At 65.6% G+C, this 16,685-nt stretch carries 13 protein-coding genes; 10 read left to right on the forward strand and 3 right to left on the reverse strand.

Annotation, left to right across the window (positions count from 1 at the left end; all coding sequences use genetic code 11):
• Window positions 1–19: 19 nt before the first annotated feature.
• Window positions 20–763: an SDR family oxidoreductase gene (locus ACP150_RS16630; protein ID WP_424967794.1), complete on the reverse strand. Its 744-nt coding sequence runs from the start codon at window positions 761–763 to the stop codon at window positions 20–22.
• A 27-nt stretch (window positions 764–790) separates the two neighbouring features.
• Window positions 791–3,346, reverse strand: a complete 2,556-nt coding sequence (gene pepN, locus ACP150_RS16635) for an aminopeptidase N (RefSeq protein ID WP_424967795.1) — start codon at window positions 3,344–3,346, stop codon at window positions 791–793.
• Window positions 3,347–3,774: 428 nt separating this feature from the next.
• Here pepN and ACP150_RS16640 point away from each other — a divergent pair, with 428 nt between their 5' ends.
• The 5 genes from ACP150_RS16640 (at window position 3,775) to ACP150_RS16660 (ending at window position 9,344) form a co-directional block, all read left to right on the forward strand.
• A complete protein-coding gene (locus ACP150_RS16640; RefSeq protein ID WP_424967796.1) occupies window positions 3,775–5,346 on the forward strand; it encodes a deoxyribodipyrimidine photo-lyase/cryptochrome family protein in 1,572 nt (523 codons plus the stop codon).
• Window positions 5,347–5,354: 8 nt separating this feature from the next.
• Complete coding sequence (locus tag ACP150_RS16645) at window positions 5,355–5,525, forward strand: DUF2256 domain-containing protein (protein ID WP_424967797.1); 171 nt, start codon at window positions 5,355–5,357, stop codon at window positions 5,523–5,525.
• 165 nt (window positions 5,526–5,690) lie between these two features.
• Complete coding sequence (locus tag ACP150_RS16650) at window positions 5,691–7,865, forward strand: malate synthase G (protein ID WP_424967798.1); 2,175 nt, start codon at window positions 5,691–5,693, stop codon at window positions 7,863–7,865.
• Window positions 7,866–8,000: 135 nt separating this feature from the next.
• Window positions 8,001–8,423, forward strand: coding sequence for a GlcG/HbpS family heme-binding protein (locus ACP150_RS16655; RefSeq protein ID WP_424967799.1), 423 nt, complete (start codon window positions 8,001–8,003; stop codon window positions 8,421–8,423).
• Between the two features lie 141 nt (window positions 8,424–8,564).
• Window positions 8,565–9,344, forward strand: coding sequence for a gamma-glutamyl-gamma-aminobutyrate hydrolase family protein (locus ACP150_RS16660; RefSeq protein ID WP_424967801.1), 780 nt, complete (start codon window positions 8,565–8,567; stop codon window positions 9,342–9,344).
• Window positions 9,345–9,440: 96 nt separating this feature from the next.
• On the opposite strand, the gene ACP150_RS16665 is transcribed toward ACP150_RS16660, so the two are convergent.
• Window positions 9,441–10,031, reverse strand: coding sequence for a hypothetical protein (locus ACP150_RS16665; RefSeq protein WP_424967802.1), 591 nt, complete (start codon window positions 10,029–10,031; stop codon window positions 9,441–9,443).
• Between the two features lie 122 nt (window positions 10,032–10,153).
• Here ACP150_RS16665 and ACP150_RS16670 point away from each other — a divergent pair, with 122 nt between their 5' ends.
• The 5 genes from ACP150_RS16670 (at window position 10,154) to xylB (ending at window position 16,670) form a co-directional block, all read left to right on the forward strand.
• Window positions 10,154–11,110: an MBL fold metallo-hydrolase gene (locus ACP150_RS16670; RefSeq protein WP_424967803.1), complete on the forward strand. Its 957-nt coding sequence runs from the start codon at window positions 10,154–10,156 to the stop codon at window positions 11,108–11,110.
• 216 nt (window positions 11,111–11,326) lie between these two features.
• Window positions 11,327–11,803, forward strand: coding sequence for a methyltransferase family protein (locus tag ACP150_RS16675; protein ID WP_424967804.1), 477 nt, complete (start codon window positions 11,327–11,329; stop codon window positions 11,801–11,803).
• 177 nt (window positions 11,804–11,980) lie between these two features.
• Window positions 11,981–13,552: a Re/Si-specific NAD(P)(+) transhydrogenase subunit alpha gene (locus ACP150_RS16680; protein WP_424967805.1), complete on the forward strand. Its 1,572-nt coding sequence runs from the start codon at window positions 11,981–11,983 to the stop codon at window positions 13,550–13,552.
• Between the two features lie 13 nt (window positions 13,553–13,565).
• Window positions 13,566–15,062: an NAD(P)(+) transhydrogenase (Re/Si-specific) subunit beta gene (locus ACP150_RS16685; RefSeq protein ID WP_424967806.1), complete on the forward strand. Its 1,497-nt coding sequence runs from the start codon at window positions 13,566–13,568 to the stop codon at window positions 15,060–15,062.
• Between the two features lie 162 nt (window positions 15,063–15,224).
• On the forward strand, window positions 15,225–16,670 hold the full coding sequence (xylB, locus tag ACP150_RS16690) for a xylulokinase (RefSeq protein ID WP_424967807.1): 1,446 nt from the start codon (window positions 15,225–15,227) through the stop codon (window positions 16,668–16,670).
• Window positions 16,671–16,685: the final 15 nt, after the last annotated feature.

The raw sequence follows: 16,685 nt of genomic DNA on the forward strand, positions 1-16,685 counted from the left end.
TTTCCAGACTTAAGCCAGATCAGCGCCCGCCTGCGACATCCAGCAGGGCGCCGGTCGTGTAGCTGGCCTCATCCGAGAGCAGGTGCAGGATGGCGCGGGCCACTTCCTCGGCGCTGCCGGGGCGGGCGAGGGGCACGGCGTGAGCCAGATCCGCGGCGCGGTCGGGCAGGCCGCCCTTGGCGTGGATCTCGGTGGTGATGATGCCCGGTCGCACGGCGTTGACGCGGATGCGCTCGCCCGCAACCTCGAGCGCGAGGCCCTTTGTGAAGGTGTCGATGGCGCCTTTGGATGCGGCGTAATCGGCATATTGGTTCGGTGATCCCAGACGGGCCGCAGCGGACGAGACATTGACGATGGCCCCGCCCGACCCGCCATGGCGGGTGGACATGCGGCGCACGGCTTGCCCAGCCACGAGGATCGCGCCCACGGTGTTGACGGCGAACATGCGGGTCACGCGATCTGCGCTCATCTCGTCGACCCGGGCAGGCACATCCACGATCCCGGCATTGTTGATCAGGCCCGTGAGCGGTGCGCCCACCGCGTCGATCTCGGCAAAGAGCCGGGGGATCTGGTCAGGATCGCCCAGATCCGCGGCATGGAGCGAGGTGGTGGCACCGGACGCCGCGCAATCGGCCGCGACGGCGGCCGCGCCATCGGCATCGGAGCGGTAGTGCAGCGACAGGTGCAGGCCCGGGCGCGCGGACAGCCGGGCGCAGGCGGCGCCGATGCCCGCGCTAGCGCCGGTGATGAGGAGATGAGACAAGGGAGGGCTCCGTTGGGTTATGCGAGGTCAGGCGGCGAGGATGCGCCCGACCATTTCGGTGACATCCCGCGACAGGCCCGGGGTTGCGGCGATCCGTTCCAGCTCGATCTTGATCAGGCGCTGACGTTTCTCGTCATAGCGGGTCCAGCTGTCAAAGGCACTCGACATCCGCGCGGCGGTCTGGGGGTTGAGCGGGTCGAGCCGGATCAGCCAGTCGGCCAGAAGCTCGTAGCCCTCGCCCGACGCCGTGTGGAAGCCCGCGGTGTTCATGGCCAGCGCCCCGAGTGTGCTACGGAAGCGGTTGGGGTTCTTCCAGTCGAAATCCGGGTGCGCGGTCAGGGCCTTGCAGGCGCGCACGGCCTTGTCGGGTGCCGCGAGCGAGATTTGCAGCGCGAACCATTTATCCATGACCAGACGGTCGCCGGACCATTGTTCATAGAAGGTGCTGACCGCGTTGGTGCCCTTGCCGATGCTCAGCAGTGCCGAGAAGGCCGAAAGCTGTTCGGTCATGTTGTCAGCGCCGAGGAACTGCGCCTTGGCCCGCGCGCCCTCATCGATCTCGGACAGCAGACGCAGCGCTGTGCCGCGCAGGGCACGCTGGCCCGCGGCCTTGGCATCGGGGGTGTAGGGGCCCGGAACGGCCATGGCGTCATAGAGCTGGCCAAAGGCTTCGGCGCCATGGGTCGCGATGGCCCGGGTCAGGGACTTGCGCGCCGCGTAGATCGCATCGGGATCCGGCGTTACCCCGCCCGAATGGAGGGTCTGGGCCAGATCATCCTCCGAGGGAAGCGCGAGCGCCAGGGCCCGGAAGGCCGGATCGAGGCGCGCATCCTGCGCCACGGTCATGACCGCGTCGAGAAACGCCTCCGCCGGGGCGGTGGCTTCGGTGATCATGGTGATCAGCGTGTCCTTGGCCAGACTGCGCCCGGCCTCCCACCGGTTGAACGGGTCCGTGTCATGGGCCAGCAGAAGCAGCCGATCCGCGCGGCTGATCCCGTGACGCAGCCGCACCGGAGCCGAGAACCCACGCAGCAGCGACGGCACGGGGCGTTCGGGCAGGCCCTCGAACCGGAAGGATTGCGTCTGTTCGCGCAGAACCAGCGTTTGGGAGGGCACAAGCTCTGCCCCGTCGCGGCCCAGAAGCCCGGTGGTCACCGGGATCACCTGGGGGGACTTGTCGCTCTGGCCTGGTGTCTCGGGCAGGTCCTGGCGCAGGGTGAGCGTGTAGGTCCCGTCCGACCAGGCCTCCGCCACGTCGAGCGTCGGTGTGCCGGCCTGCGCATACCAGAGCCGGAACTGTGTGAGATCCTCGCCCGTGGCCTCTTCGAAGACGGCGATCCAGTCCTCGATCGTGCAGGCCTCGCCATCATGGCGCTCGAAATAGAGGTCACAGCCCTTGCGATAGGCCTCGGGCCCGATCAGGGTGCGCAGCATCCCGATCACCTCGGCGCCTTTTTCATAGACCGTTGCGGTGTAGAAATTGTTGATCTCGATGTATTCCTCGGGCCGTACCGGGTGCGCAAGCGGTCCCGCATCCTCGCGGAACTGGCGCGCGCGCAGCATCAGCACATCGTCGATCCGCTTGACCGCGTGGGAACGCATGTCGCCCGAGAACTGCTGGTCGCGGAAGACGGTCAGCCCCTCCTTGAGGCAGAGCTGGAACCAGTCGCGGCAGGTGATGCGGTTGCCGGTCCAGTTGTGGAAATACTCGTGCGCAATGATCCCCTCGATCAGCTCGTAATCGCGATCCGTCGCCGTTTCGGGCGAGGCAAGCACGTATTTCGAGTTGAAGATATTGAGGCCCTTGTTCTCCATCGCGCCCATGTTGAAATCGTCCACGGCGACGATCTGAAAGATGTCGAGATCGTATTCGCGGCCATATTCGGTCTCGTCCCAGCGCATGGAGCGTTTCAGCGCATCCATGGCATAGGCGCATTTGTCCTCATCCCCCGGACGGACCCAGATTTTCAGTGCGACCTCGCGGCCCGAGGCCGTGGTGAAGCTGTCCTCCACGGCGACGAGCTGGCCCGCCACAAGCGCAAAGAGATAGGCAGGCTTGGGCCAGGGATCGGTCCAGCGGCCATGGCCATCCGGGTTGCCATTGGACAGGAGCACCGGCGTGCTACCGTCCTCGTTGCCCAGAATGCGGACATCGAACGGGGCCATCACATCCGGGCGGTCCGGATAGAAGGTGATCTTGCGGAAGCCTTCGGCCTCACATTGGGTGCAATACATGCCTTTCGACATGTAGAGCCCCTCGAGCGCGGTGTTTTCCGCCGGTGTGATCTGCACCTCGCATTCCCAGGTGAACGGGCCGTCCGGCAGCTCGGCGGCCGGAACCGTCAGCCCGGTCGCATCCGGCGTCAGGTCGAGCCAGCGGCCATCCACCGTCGCCCGGATCAGCCGCAGGTCTTCCCCATCGAGCCGCATATCCGCCCCGGAGGAGAGCGGCGTGATCTTGAGCGTTGCGATGACCCGCGTTGCCACCGGGGCGAGGCGGAATTCCAGCGCCACATGGTCGATGCGAAACGGATAGGGGGTGTAGTCGGCAAGACGGATTGTCTGGGGGGCGGCGTCGCGCATTGCGGGCTCCTGCTGATGGGCGTTTTTGCAATTTGCGACAGTTTTTCGGGAATGGCCAGTGGCCCTGAACGCTCGTGCGCGCGCCCCGTGCCATCACTCGCGCCACCACCGTCCCGCAAGGCCGCCAAGGCGCCGAACGCCGAGGGGGGATCGTCATGGGGGCAGCGTCACAGCCGTCGTTCCGGGGTGCCGTTCCCGTGGCGGTCCAGCGCGTTGTTGGGTCACCTGCGGTTGAGGGCAAGAAGGGATTGCGGTCGATCAGACTCCGCTCGATCTGCATGGCGGGGATCGCTGCATCAAATCGCGACAGATCCGCTGCGCTCTTGGATAGGGAAAACGGGCTACTCGTTACGCACTCTGGACTTTGGTCAGGACATCGCGCCCGCAGGCTGTCTTGACCGACGGGCGCGCACGCTAGTTCGACAGGCATGACCGCTCTCTCCCCTGTTCTTGTCTGGTTCAAGCGTGACCTGCGCGTCGAGGATCATCCGGCCCTCTGCGCGGCGGCCGCACTTGGTCCGGTCCTGCCCGTCTATGTGGTCGAGCCGGAGTATTGGGCCGAGCCCGACACATCCGCCCGGCAATGGGCCTTCACGCGGGAGAGCGTGGCGAGCCTGGCGGCCGCCCTTGCCCGGCTGGGCGCACCGCTGCGCATCGAGACCGGGCAGGCGGTCGCCGTCTTCGAGGCCTTGCGCGTCACCCATGGCATCACCCGGATGATCAGCCATGAAGAAACTGGGAACAGCTGGACCTTTGCCCGGGATCGGGCCGTTGCCGCCTGGGCCCGGGCGCAAGGAGTGCGGTGGGATGAGCTGCCGCAATCGGGCGTGGTCCGCCGCCTTGCCGGGCGCGATGGCTGGGCGCGCCAGCGCGATCAACGCATGGCCACGCCGCAACAGCCCGTGCCCGCGCTGCGCGGGGTGGCAGGTGCCGGGGCCATGGGCGGTGCGTTGCCCGATGCCGCGGATCTCGGTCTGGCGGCGGATCCATGCCCCGGGCGGCAGCCGGGCGGACGGGATGCGGCGCTGTCGCTGCTCGGCGGGTTTCTGACCGAGCGGGGCCAGACCTATCGCGCCGCCATGGCCAACCCACTGGACGGGGCGGCGGCCTGCTCGCGTCTCAGCCCGCATCTGGCGCTGGGCAACCTGTCGGGCCGCGAGGCGACCCAGGCCGCCAAAGCCCGCAAGGTCGAAGCCAAGGGCACCCGGGACGGCTGGATCGGAGCCATGAAGAGCTTCGAGGCCCGTCTCGCCTGGCGCGATCACTTCATGCAGAAGCTGGAGGATCAGCCCAGCCTCGAGCATCGCTGCCTGCACAGTGCCTATGAAGGGCTGCGTCCGGCCCAGCCTGACGCAACGCGGCTCGAGGCCTGGGCGCGAGGCGAGACCGGGCTGCCCTTTGTGGATGCCTGCATGCGGTCGCTGATCGCCACGGGCTGGCTGAACTTCCGGGCGCGGGCGATGCTGGTTGCTGTGGCCTCCTATCACCTCTGGCTTGACTGGCGGGCGTCAGGGGTGATCCTCGGGCGGTACTTCACGGATTTCGAGCCGGGGATCCACTGGCCGCAGGTGCAGATGCAATCGGGCACGACGGGGATGAACACGGTGCGAATCTACAATCCCGTCAAGCAAGGTCATGACAACGACCCGGCGGGGGTCTTTACCCGACGCTGGCTGCCGGAACTGGCGCGCGTGCCGGATCGCTACCTGCAGGAGCCCTGGCGCTGGGACGGGGCAGGGCAGATCCTCGACCGTCACTACCCCGCGCCCATCGTCGATCCCAAGGCGGCCGCCGCCGAGGCACGCCAGAAGGTCTGGGCGATCCGCACAGGCGCGGAATTCCGCGCCGAGGCCGCGCATGTGGTCGAGAAACACGCCAGCCGCAAGGATCCCCAGGGGCGGTTTGTGGACGACCGCGCGCCTCGCAAGGCGAGGCGCGCCACGGCGACGCGGACACGCGGCGCAAAACCCGCGCCGGATCAGCTGAGTTTCGATCTCTGATGGGGCGGATGCGCAAGAAAGCCTACCTGCCCAGCAAGACCTGTGCGGCCTGCGGTCTGCCATTCAACTGGCGCAAGAAATGGGCGCGGGATTGGGAGGCGGTGAAATACTGCTCGGAACGCTGTCGCCGGAGCCCGCGCGCCCTAACTTCCGACAAAGACGAAGCCCGGACGTCATAAAATTGCGCAACCGCAAGAAATGGCCCGCTTTGGTCGTTTTTTCGAACCGATTTTACGAAGTCTTGTTGCCTATCGGAAACTTCTTCCCTAGTTCGTGTACGAACGCATACAATGGGGTACAGGCCCGGGTCCTGGGGACTGGCGGGCCAAAGGAGGACGTAGGACATGGAACGGGTTGATCGCCAAGGGCTCCGGGTGGCCGCCGATCTGGCGCAGTTTATCGAGACGCAAGCGCTCCCGGGGACCGGTGTCGCGGCTGAGGCCTTCTGGACAGGCTTCTCGTCGCTGGTTCATGACGAAGGGCCGACCAATCGCGCGCTTCTGGCCAGGCGGGCGGAGCTGCAGGCCCAGATCGACGCTTGGCATGTGGCCCATCGCGGCGCACCCCATGATGCGGAGGCCTACACGGCCTTCCTGCAGGAGATCGGCTACCTTGTGCCCGAGCCTGCGGATTTCTCCATCGAGACCGCCAATGTCGATCCCGAGATCGCGACCATCCCCGGCCCGCAGCTCGTGGTGCCGATCACCAATGCACGCTACGCCCTGAATGCGGCCAATGCCCGTTGGGGGTCGCTCTATGATGCGCTTTACGGCACCGACGCCATGGGCGACGGCCCGAGCGGCAAGGGTTATGACCCCGAGCGCGGCGCCCGTGTGATGGCCTGGGCGCGCCAGCATCTGGACGCGGCCGCCCCGCTCGCGGGCGTGTCCTGGGCGGATGTGACCCGCGTGGATGTGGCCGATGGCACGCTGGAGCTTGTCGCCGGCGATCTGCGCCCGCTGGTCGATCCGGACCAGTTCGTGGGCTATACCACCAGCCCGGCAGGGGATGTGACCTCGGTGCTGCTGCGCAAGAACGGGCTGCATCTGCGGGTGATGATCGACCCCACCAGCCCGATTGGCGCGGCGGACCCGGCAGGGATTTCGGACGTGCTGCTCGAGGCGGCGGTCTCGGCGATCATGGATTGCGAGGACAGCGTCGCAGCCGTGGACAGCGCCGACAAGGTGCAGGCCTATGGCAATTGGCTGGGCCTGATGAAGGGCGATCTGGCCGAGGAGGTCTCCAAGGGCGGCAAGACCTTCACCCGCGCCCTGGCCGAGGACGTCACCGCGAGCGCGCCGAATGGCGATCCGCTGGTGCTCAAGGGGCGCGCGCTGATGCTGATCCGCAATGTCGGGCATTTGATGACCAACCCCGCGATCCTTGATCGCGACGGCGCCGAGGTGGGCGAAGGGCTGATGGATGCCATGGTCACCACGCTCATCGCCATGCATGATCTGGCGCGGGACGGGGGCAACTCGGTCCATGGCTCGGTCTACGTGGTCAAGCCCAAGATGCACGGCCCCGAAGAGGTCGCCTTCACCGACACGATCTTCACCCGGGTGGAGGCCGCGCTGGGCCTGTCGCGCAACACGGTCAAGATCGGCATCATGGATGAAGAACGCCGGACCTCGGCCAATCTCAAGGCCTGTATCCATGCGGCCAAGGCCCGTGTCGCTTTCATCAATACCGGTTTTCTCGACCGGACGGGCGACGAGATCCACACCTCCATGGAGGCGGGGCCCTTCCTGCCCAAGGGCGATATGAAAGGCACGGCCTGGATCGCGTCCTATGAGGATCGCAATGTGGATATCGGGCTGGCCTGCGGTTTGCAGGGCAAGGCGCAGATCGGCAAGGGCATGTGGGCCATGCCGGATCTGATGGCGGGCATGCTGGAGGCCAAGATCGGCCATCCGCAGGCCGGGGCCAATTGCGCCTGGGTGCCGTCTCCCACGGCGGCGACGCTGCATGCCACCCATTACCACAAGGTCGATGTCTTCGCCCGGCAGGACGAGATTGCCGCGGGCGGTGCCCGGGGGCGCTTGTCTGACCTGCTGACCATTCCGCTGCTCGATGGGCGCAATCTGAGCGCCGAGGAAATCACCGCCGAGATCGAGAACAATGCCCAGGGCATTCTCGGCTATGTAGTGCGATGGGTCGATCAGGGGGTCGGGTGTTCCAAGGTTCCGGACATCCATGATGTCGGCCTGATGGAGGACCGCGCGACCTGCCGGATCAGCTCGCAGGCGCTGGCCAACTGGCTGCATCACGGGGTGGTGTCGCGGGATCAGGTCATGGAAGGCATGCGCAAGATGGCCGCCGTGGTGGATGCGCAGAACGCTTCGGATCCCAGCTATCAGCCCATGGCGCCCGGCTTTGACGGGGTGGCCTTTGCGGCGGCCTGCGATCTGGTCTTCGAGGGCCGGGTGCAGCCCTCGGGCTATACCGAGCCGGTGCTCCATGCCCGGCGGCTCGAGCTCAAGGCGCAGACCGCACAGCCCGCCAGCCTCAGCGCGTAGGATCGGGGGCGGCGGGCCCATGCGCCCGCCGCGGACCCGCCCCGCACAGCGTTCGGGCCCTGACGGCGCGGACGCCTCCCTTTTTCCCAGTCTCCGGCGATGCGCGTCGCGCCCGCCTTACCATCAGGACGTATCATGATTTCCATTCGCAAAGCCCGCTCCATCATCAAGGCCACCCTCGCAAAGGGTAAGGAGATGGAGCTCAAGCCCCTCACGGTCATCGTACTGGACGCAGGCGGCCATCCGATTGCCTTCGAGCGCGAGGATGGCGCCAGCCCGGGCCGGTTCGAGATCGCGCGGGGCAAGGCCTATGGCGCGGTGATGCTGGGTCTGCCCGGCTCGGCCCAGATGGCCCGCGCCGAGAGCCAGGCCTATTTCATGGCCGCGATGAACGGCGCTTTCGAAGGCAAGGTCGTGCCCGTGCCCGGCGGCGTTCTGGTGCGTGACCGCAAGGGCGCCGTGATCGGGGCCGTGGGCGTGACAGGCGACACCTCAGAGAACGATGCCGCCGCGGCCACCGCCGCCATCGAGGCCGCCGGGTTCTTTGCCGACGCCTGAGCCGTGCCACGACGCGCAGCGACTTGAGCAGGGCGCACAGAGACGCACATGGGCTGTGCGGCCCTGTGCGCCCCTGTCTCTCGACCCGATCCGGGAAATGCCATATATCCAGCGCTGTACCACAGTTTCACAGGATGTATCATGGCGCGCCCGGTCGTAGGGATTATCGGCAATTCATACCTGATCAACGATCAATACCCGGTCCATGCCGGCGGATCGATGAACTCTTGCGCCATCAGCCATGTGGCGGGCGCGATCCCCTTCATCGTCCCCTCCGACCCCGAACTCGTCCAGGTCGAGGAGCTGCTGGAAGTGTGTGACGGCTTCGTCCTGACCGGGGCCCGCGCCAATGTGCATCCCGAAGAGTACGGGCATATCCCCACGGAAAAACACGGCGATTTCGACCGGGCGCGGGATCGGATCACCCTGCCGCTCGTGCGGGCCTGCGTGGAACGGGGGCAGCCGTTTCTCGGTATCTGCCGCGGGTTTCAGGAGGTCAATGTGGCCATGGGCGGGACGCTCCACCCGGAGATCCGCGAGATCCCGGGGCGCGAGAACCACCGCATGCCGCCCGACGGAACGCTGGAGGAAAAGTTCGAAATCCGCCAGACCGTCTCGGTCTCGCCCAACGGGCCCTTTGCGCGGGTCTTTGGATCGGCGGAGGTGCGAACCAACACGTTGCACGGCCAAGGCATCATGGAGGCGGGACAGCGCGTGATCATCGACGGGCACGCGCCCGATGGCACGCCGGAAGCGATCTATATCGCCGATGCGCCGGGCTTCACGCTGTCGGTGCAGTGGCACCCGGAATGGAACGCCGATCAGGACCCGGTCTCGCGCCCGCTCTTCACCGCCTTTGGCGATGCGGTCCGCGCCTGGGCCGATGGACGCCGCCCGGTGCCCGTGGCGATTTCGGCCTAGCGGACCCCTCAGAAGCGGACCCGTGCCCCCACCAAGACGTGTCCAAGACCTCCGGGCTCTCTAGGAAGCTTTGGCAAGTTGTTGAAACCACAAGTCTTATGGGGCGGTGTCAGAGTTCTCCACGACACGCCACTCTTCGACCGCCACGCCGTACCCGCGCTGTCTTGGGATATGCTCGATAGAGAAGCCTGCGCGCTCCAACTCTTCGACAAGCAGCACTGTCACGTTTTGCAGTTTCTCATCGAAATCGTTGGATCCAAAGAAATGGCTGTCCCCGGAGGTGGTTTCGACGCTGAATCCCTTCCTGCCGCGTTTGGCTTCGTGAAAGCTCCTGTTTGCAACGCGATCATCGAAAGACTTGATCGCCGCAACGTCACGCCATGGGACATGGATGCGTTCTTCCTTGATGCGAGGGAGTGTTCTTTTGACAAAACGGATGCCGCCCTCGTCCGTCGAAACCAGCGGTGATTTATCCAAGTATCCGCGGATGCAATGCGTCATCAAAGCGATCCCCAAGAGGATCCCGCTCCCGCCAAGCGCTAGGTTCAGCATGCCATCCAGGGTGAGGAGGTAGCCTTCACCAGCGGTGAGTGCCCCGTAGGCGAAGAACAGGGATGGCGCCAAGATAATTAGAACGACAAATGCCATACTGTGTCGTAGCTTGAGAAGGCTGCGTTTGACGATCATTTCTTGCATCTCCAATGGCAGAGTTGCTCTGGATTTTTTGGACTATGGCGGTCTTAGTGGGGCACGCAACAGACTGGACATTACATTCAGAAAATGGAATGTTTTGGGCAGGAGGAAACACCATGCCCAAATTGCCCAGTCTCTTGGCCTGTGCGGCGATCGCCTTGCCCCTTGCGGCCCATGCCAGCGAGGACATTCCCGATCAGTACCCGCAGAGCCCGCTCTATTCCAAGCCGGTGGAGGTGATCCCCCATGTCTGGTCCGCGATCGGGGCGACGGCGCCGCCGACCTATGAGAATGCCGGGCACAACAACAATCTCAGCTTCATCCTGACGGGCGCCGGGGTGGTCGTCGTCAATGGTGGAGCCTCGGCGCAGTTGGCCGAAGCGCTCCATGCCGAGATCCGCACGATCACCGACCAGCGCGTGGTGCTGGTGATCAACGAGAACGGGCAGGGGCATGCCATGCTCGGCAACTCCTATTGGCGCGATCAGGGGGTGGAGATCCTCGCCCATGCGGATGCGGCCCATGAGTTCGAGGAATACGGCGCGCAGATCCTAGAAGGCATGAAGCGCTACAACCGCGACCGGGCCGAGGGCACGCGGCTGGTCGCCCCCGACCGGACCTTTGAGGAGCGCGAGGTGATCGAGCTCGGCGATGTGCGGATCGAGGTCCTGCATCTCGGCCCGGCGCACAGCCCGGGCGACATTCAGGTCTGGCTGCCGGACTGGGAGATCGTGATCGCGGGCGACATGGCCTTTCACGAGCGGATGCCGCCGATCTTTGCCGATACCGTGACCTCGGAATGGGTCGAAACCTGGGAGACCGCCTTCGAGCCGCTCGGGGCGACCTATGTGATCCCGGGGCATGGCCACCCGACCAACATGGCGCAGGTCCGGCGTTATACCCGCGATTATCTCGTCTATCTGCGGGGTCAGATCCGCGCCCATATCGACGAGGGCGGCGATCTGAGCGAGGCTTATTACGTGGACCAGACCCCCTATGCCCATCTCGACACTTATGAGGAGCTCGCGACCAAGAATGCGGGCCGGGTCTTCGAGGAGATGGAGTGGGAGTGACCCCTCCCGCCCCCTCCGGTTGCCCGGATCGTTCGCCGATCCGGGCCCGCTGGCCCATGAGCTCTGTGCAAATCGCATAAAAAACCGCCGCGCATCTTGACGCAGTTCCCGAGCGGGGCTTTGTGCCGGGGCTGCATCAATTTCGCGCTTGAGATGTGTCGCGGGGCGCGTCTAACTCGCCAGGAAACAGCGGCCCGCGCCGCGTTGGAGACCGCCATGGGCAACCCGTTTCGCGACCTCACTCTGGACCAGATGCTCGACATTCCGCCGCTCTGGCTGCTGATCTGTGCGCTGCTCGGCTGGGCTCAGGCGGAGTTCCTGCCCATTGGTCCTGCGGGCGGGGCGGTGACCGATCTGCTGGGGGGTGTTCTGGTGGGTGGAGGGATCCTGCTCATCCTGCTGGCCGCGCTGGAATTTCGTAAGCATTCCACAACGATAGTCCCGCATCTGACCCCGGGCACCCTGCTGACCGAGGGGATTTTTCGGCGCACGCGCAACCCGATCTACCTCGGCGATGTCCTGATCCTGACCGGGCTGATGCTGCGCTGGGAGGCGTGGATTTCGCTGCCTCTGGCGGCGGCCTTGGTCTATATTCTTGACCAGCGCTTCGCGCGCGCCGAAGAGGAGCGCGCCCGCGCGGCCTTTGGCGCGCGCTTCGATGCCTATTGTGCACAGACCCGGCGCTGGCTCTGATCCCTGCTGCAATTGTATACGAAGGTATGCTTGTATCGCACGGCAAGCTATGCGCCCATTGCATGGGGGCGTCTCGAACTGGTGGCGCTAACACCCTGTTGCGGCAAATCAAATCCGAGTGTTAAGAGGCCATTTGAACGAAAAGCCCGCTTGGGTGGAAACGGGAAAGGAAGACACGTGAAGATCGGGGCACCGAAGGAAATCTTTCCTGGCGAAGCACGAGTTGCGATGACGCCAGACTCTGCACTTCAGTTGCAGAAACTCGGATATGAATGTGCAATCGAAACCGGCGCGGGCGACGCGGCTGGCTTTGCGGACGCACTTTACGAGGCCAATGGGGTAGAGGTCGTCAAGACCGCCGCCGCGCTGTTCAAGGCGGTGGACATCGTCGCGAAGGTGCGCCCCCCCAGCGAGACCGAGGCCAAGCGTCTGCGCAAGGGCCAGCTCTTGATCAGCTTCTTCTATCCGGCTGCCAACGAGGCGCTGATGGATCTGGCCAAGGACAAGGGCGCGAGCGTCATTGCCATGGATATGGTCCCGCGCATCAGCCGCGCCCAGAAGATGGACGCGCTGTCGTCGATGGCCAATATCGCGGGCTACCGCGCGGTGATCGAAGCGGGCAACAATTTCGGTCGCTTCTTCACGGGTCAGATCACGGCAGCGGGCAAGGTTCCGCCCGCCAAGGTGCTGGTTGTGGGCGCCGGTGTGGCCGGTCTGGCCGCCATCGGGACCTCGACCTCGCTGGGCGCGATCACCTATGCGTTCGACGTGCGTCCCGAAGTGGCCGAGCAGGTTGAATCCATGGGCGCCGAGTTCGTCTTCCTCGACTTCGAGGAAGAGCAGCAGGATGGCGCGGCCACGGGCGGGTACGCCTCGGTCTCCAGCCCCGAATTCGCGGCGGCCCAGCTCGCCAAGTTCCGCGAACTGGCCCCCGAGATGGACATCGTGATCACCACCGCGCTGATCCCGAACCGCGAAGCGCCCGAGCTCTGGACCAAGGACATGGTCGAGAGCATGAAGCCTGGCTCGGTCATCGTCGATCTCGCCGCCGAGAAGGGCGGCAACTGCAAGCTGACCGTTATGGACGAGAAGATCGTCACCGATAATGGCGTGACCATCATCGGCTATACCGACTTCCCGAGCCGGATGGCGGCGCAGTCCTCGACGCTCTATGCGACCAACATTCGTCACCTGATGACCGATCTGACCCCCGAGAAGGACGGTCAGACCAATCACGACATGGACGATGACGTGATCCGCGGGGCGACCATCACCCATGCGGGCGAAATCACCTTCCCGCCGCCCCCGCCGAAAATTGCGGCCATCGCGGCGCAGACCAAGGAAAAGCCCAAGGAGAAGACCCCCGAGGAGATCAAGGCCGAGGAGGCCGCGGCCTTCAAGGCGCAGACCAAGAACCAGGTCACGCTTCTGGCCGTTGGCGCGGCGCTGCTGCTGGGGGTGGGCCTGATTGCGCCCGCGAGCTTCATGCAGCATTTCATCGTCTTCATCCTGTCGGTCTTCATCGGCTTCCAGGTCATCTGGAACGTGGCACACTCGCTGCACACGCCCCTGATGGCGGTGACCAACGCAATTTCGTCGATCATCATTCTCGGCGCGCTGATCCAGATCGGATCGAGCTCGCTCCTGATCACCGTGCTCGCCGCGGCGGGCATCTTCATGGCCTCGGTGAATATCTTCGGCGGCTTCCTCGTGACACGGCGCATGCTCGCCATGTTCCAGAAATCCTAAGGAGCTCCGGACTATGGAATTCGGATTTACGATTGCGGCCTACGCGGTTGCAGCAGTTCTTTTCATCCTGTCTCTGGGTGGTCTGAGCGGACAAGAGAGCGCCAAGCGCGCTGTATGGTATGGCATCGCGGGCATGGCGCTGGCGGTTGTGGCGACGATCACGGGCCCCGGTCAGGGGCTGGCCTGGGCCTCGATCATCCTGATCGCGCTCGGCGCGGCGGTCGGTTATCAGCTCGCCACCAAGGTGCAGATGACGCAGATGCCCGAGCTTGTGGCGATCATGCACTCGCTCGTTGGCCTCGCGGCGGTCTTCGTGGGCTTCAACGCCGACCTGATGATCAATGACATTGCGGCGATCTACGAGGCCAATGGCCAGGTGCTTGGCGCGGTGGGTGCGGATGGCTATACGGCCATCGGTCTGCCCAAGGAGATCACCGACGGTCTGTCCTCCTTCGGCAAGCTCATCGCCAAGAAATCCGGCGTCGAGATCGGCATTCTCCGGGTCGAGCTGGTGCTCGGCATCTGGATCGGCGCCGTGACCTTCACCGGCTCCGTGATTGCCTATGGCAAACTGGCGGGCAAGGTGAACTCCGCGGCCAAGCAGCTGCCCGGTGGGCATATGCTGAACGCGGCAGCGGCAGCAGGCTCGCTGGTGCTGACGGCGATGTATCTGGGTGGCGCAGGCAGCTGGACGCTGGTTCTGCTGACGCTGCTGGCACTCTTCATCGGCTATCACCTGATCATGGGGATCGGCGGCGCGGACATGCCCGTGGTTGTCTCGATGCTCAACAGCTACTCCGGCTGGGCGGCGGCGGCGATCGGCTTCAGCCTCGGCAATGACCTGCTGATCGTGGTCGGCGCTCTGGTGGGCTCCTCCGGTGCGATCCTGTCCTACATCATGTGCAAGGCCATGAACCGGGCCTTTGTCAGCGTGATCCTTGGTGGCTTTGGTGGTGCCGGTGGCCCGCAGATGGAGGTCGAGGGCGAGCAGGTGGCGATCGATGCCGATGGTGTTGCGACGGCACTGAACGAAGCCGACAGCATCATCATCATCCCCGGCTACGGCATGGCCGTGGCCCAGGCCCAGCAGACCGTTGCCGAGCTGACCCGCAAGCTGCGCGGGCAGGGCAAGGAAGTTCGCTTTGCGATCCACCCGGTTGCGGGCCGTCTGCCCGGGCACATGAACGTGCTGCTGGCCGAGGCGAAGGTGCCCTATGACATCGTGATGGAGATGGACGAGATCAATGATGACTTCCCGGAGACGGATGTGGCCATCGTGATCGGGTCGAATGACATCGTGAACCCCGCCGCACAAGAGGATCCGAACTCGCCGATTGCCGGGATGCCGGTTCTGGAATGCTGGAAGGCCAAGCAGGTCTTCGTCTCCAAGCGGGGGCAGGGCACCGGTTATTCGGGCATCGAGAACCCGCTCTTCTACAAGGAGAACACGCGGATGTTCTACGGCGACGCGAAGGCGAGCTTCGACAAGCTGCTGCCGCTCATCGACTGATTGAAGCCAGACATCAGATCTGGAAAAGGCCCGCCCTGCGCGGGCCTTTTTCGTTGCGGCAGCGAGCACGCGCCCGTACCCAAGAGAGACCGCAGCGGGCGGGGCGCGACGGCGCGGTCCACATGTGGACCGCGCTTGGCGGCGGCGGAAAGGGAGGAGCCCATGTATCTCGGTCTCGATATTGGCACATCGGCGGTCAAGGCGCTGATTTGGGACGGGCAGGCTGTCTGCGGAACGGCCAGTGCCCCGTTGCAGGTGGCCACACCGACGCCCGGTGCTAGCGAGCAGGATCCCGAAGATTGGTGGCGCGCGGTCTGCCAGGCCTGCGCCGATCTCAAAGGGCAAGCGGGCTGGGACGCGATCAGCGCCATTGGCCTTTCGGGCCAGATGCATGGGGCGGTCTGTCTTGGCGCAGACGGTGCGGTCCTGCGCCCGGCCATGCTCTGGAATGACAACCGTGCGGAGGCCGAGAGCGCTGCCATGGCCGAGGCCCTGCCGGGGATTGGCGCCCGGGCCGGGGTGCCGCCCATGCCGGGCTTTACCGCCCCCAAGCTCGCCTGGCTGGCACGGGCCGAGCCCGAGACCCATCGCGCGACCGCGATGGTGCTGCAGGCCAAGGACTGGCTGGGCTACCGGCTCCATGGCGGGTTCGTCTCCGAGATGTCCGAGGCCGCAGGCACGCTCTGGCTCGATCAGGCGGCACGGGACTGGGATGACGCTGCGCTGGCCTTCAGCGGGCTCACACGCGCCCAGGTCCCGAAGCTGGCCGAGGGCACCGCACCCGCCGGAGGGCTGTCACGCGACGCCGCAAGGGCGCTGGGTCTCCGCCCGGGCCTGCCGGTCATCCGAGGCGGCGGCGATGCCATGGCGGGCGCCGTGGGGGTGGGCGTGGTGCAGCCGGGTCGCGCGATGATCTCGCTTGGCACCTCCGGTCAGTATCTGCTCGCCAGTGACCGGCACGCACCGAACCCGGAACGCCTGCTGCACAGTTTCGCCCATTGCCTGCCGGGCGGATACATCCAGATGGCGGCCATGCTCAACGGGGCGGCCCCCATGGCCTGGCTTGCCCGAGCCTTGGGGCGCGAGCTGCCAGACCTGCTTGCGGCCGCTCAGACCGCGGATCCGCGCCACACACCCCTCTTCCTGCCTTACCTGACCGGCGAGCGGACGCCCCATGGTGACCCGAGTGCTCGCGCGGGGTTCCAGGGACTGAGCCACGGCACCGGGCCGGGGGAAATGATGCGCGCCGTGATCGACGCCATCGCCTATAGCTTTGCCGATGCGCAGGATGCGCTGAACGAGGCCGGGCTGAGCGCGGACGCGCCGCTGGCCATTGGCGGCGGAGCGCGCAGTGATCTGGTGCTGCAGACGCTGGCCGATGTGCTTGGGGTGCCCCTGCGGCGACCGGCCGGGGCCGATCAGGGCCCGGCCCTGGGGGCGGCCAAGCTCGCGGCTCTGGGCATCGGGGCTACTGCGCTCTCAGATCTGGCGACCCCGCCCGAGATCGGTGCGGTCTTCACGCCGCGCGCCGATCTGCGCCACGCGGACCGGTTGCCCCGCTTCCGGGCGCTCTATACCGGGTTGAAGGAGGTCTGCGCGCGGCCCTGACCGGGCCGCGCCGTT

Source organism: Dinoroseobacter sp. S375, from assembly GCF_049800775.1.
Classification (GTDB): domain Bacteria; phylum Pseudomonadota; class Alphaproteobacteria; order Rhodobacterales; family Rhodobacteraceae; genus Dinoroseobacter.

Bases quoted from the DNA above. Each gene is read 5' to 3' on its own strand.
- ACP150_RS16685 (WP_424967806.1), top strand. From the start codon at position 13,566: ATGGAATTCGGATTTACGATTGCGGCCTACGCGGTTGCAGCAGTTCTT.
- pepN (WP_424967795.1), bottom strand. From the start codon at position 3,346: ATGCGCGACGCCGCCCCCCAGACAATCCGTCTTGCCGACTACACCCCC.
- ACP150_RS16640 (WP_424967796.1), top strand. From the start codon at position 3,775: ATGACCGCTCTCTCCCCTGTTCTTGTCTGGTTCAAGCGTGACCTGCGC.
- ACP150_RS16665 (WP_424967802.1), bottom strand. From the start codon at position 10,031: ATGATCGTCAAACGCAGCCTTCTCAAGCTACGACACAGTATGGCATTT.
- xylB (WP_424967807.1), top strand. From the start codon at position 15,225: ATGTATCTCGGTCTCGATATTGGCACATCGGCGGTCAAGGCGCTGATT.
- ACP150_RS16670 (WP_424967803.1), top strand. From the start codon at position 10,154: ATGCCCAAATTGCCCAGTCTCTTGGCCTGTGCGGCGATCGCCTTGCCC.
- ACP150_RS16655 (WP_424967799.1), top strand. From the start codon at position 8,001: ATGATTTCCATTCGCAAAGCCCGCTCCATCATCAAGGCCACCCTCGCA.
- ACP150_RS16660 (WP_424967801.1), top strand. From the start codon at position 8,565: ATGGCGCGCCCGGTCGTAGGGATTATCGGCAATTCATACCTGATCAAC.
- ACP150_RS16650 (WP_424967798.1), top strand. From the start codon at position 5,691: ATGGAACGGGTTGATCGCCAAGGGCTCCGGGTGGCCGCCGATCTGGCG.
- ACP150_RS16675 (WP_424967804.1), top strand. From the start codon at position 11,327: ATGGGCAACCCGTTTCGCGACCTCACTCTGGACCAGATGCTCGACATT.
- ACP150_RS16645 (WP_424967797.1), top strand. From the start codon at position 5,355: ATGCGCAAGAAAGCCTACCTGCCCAGCAAGACCTGTGCGGCCTGCGGT.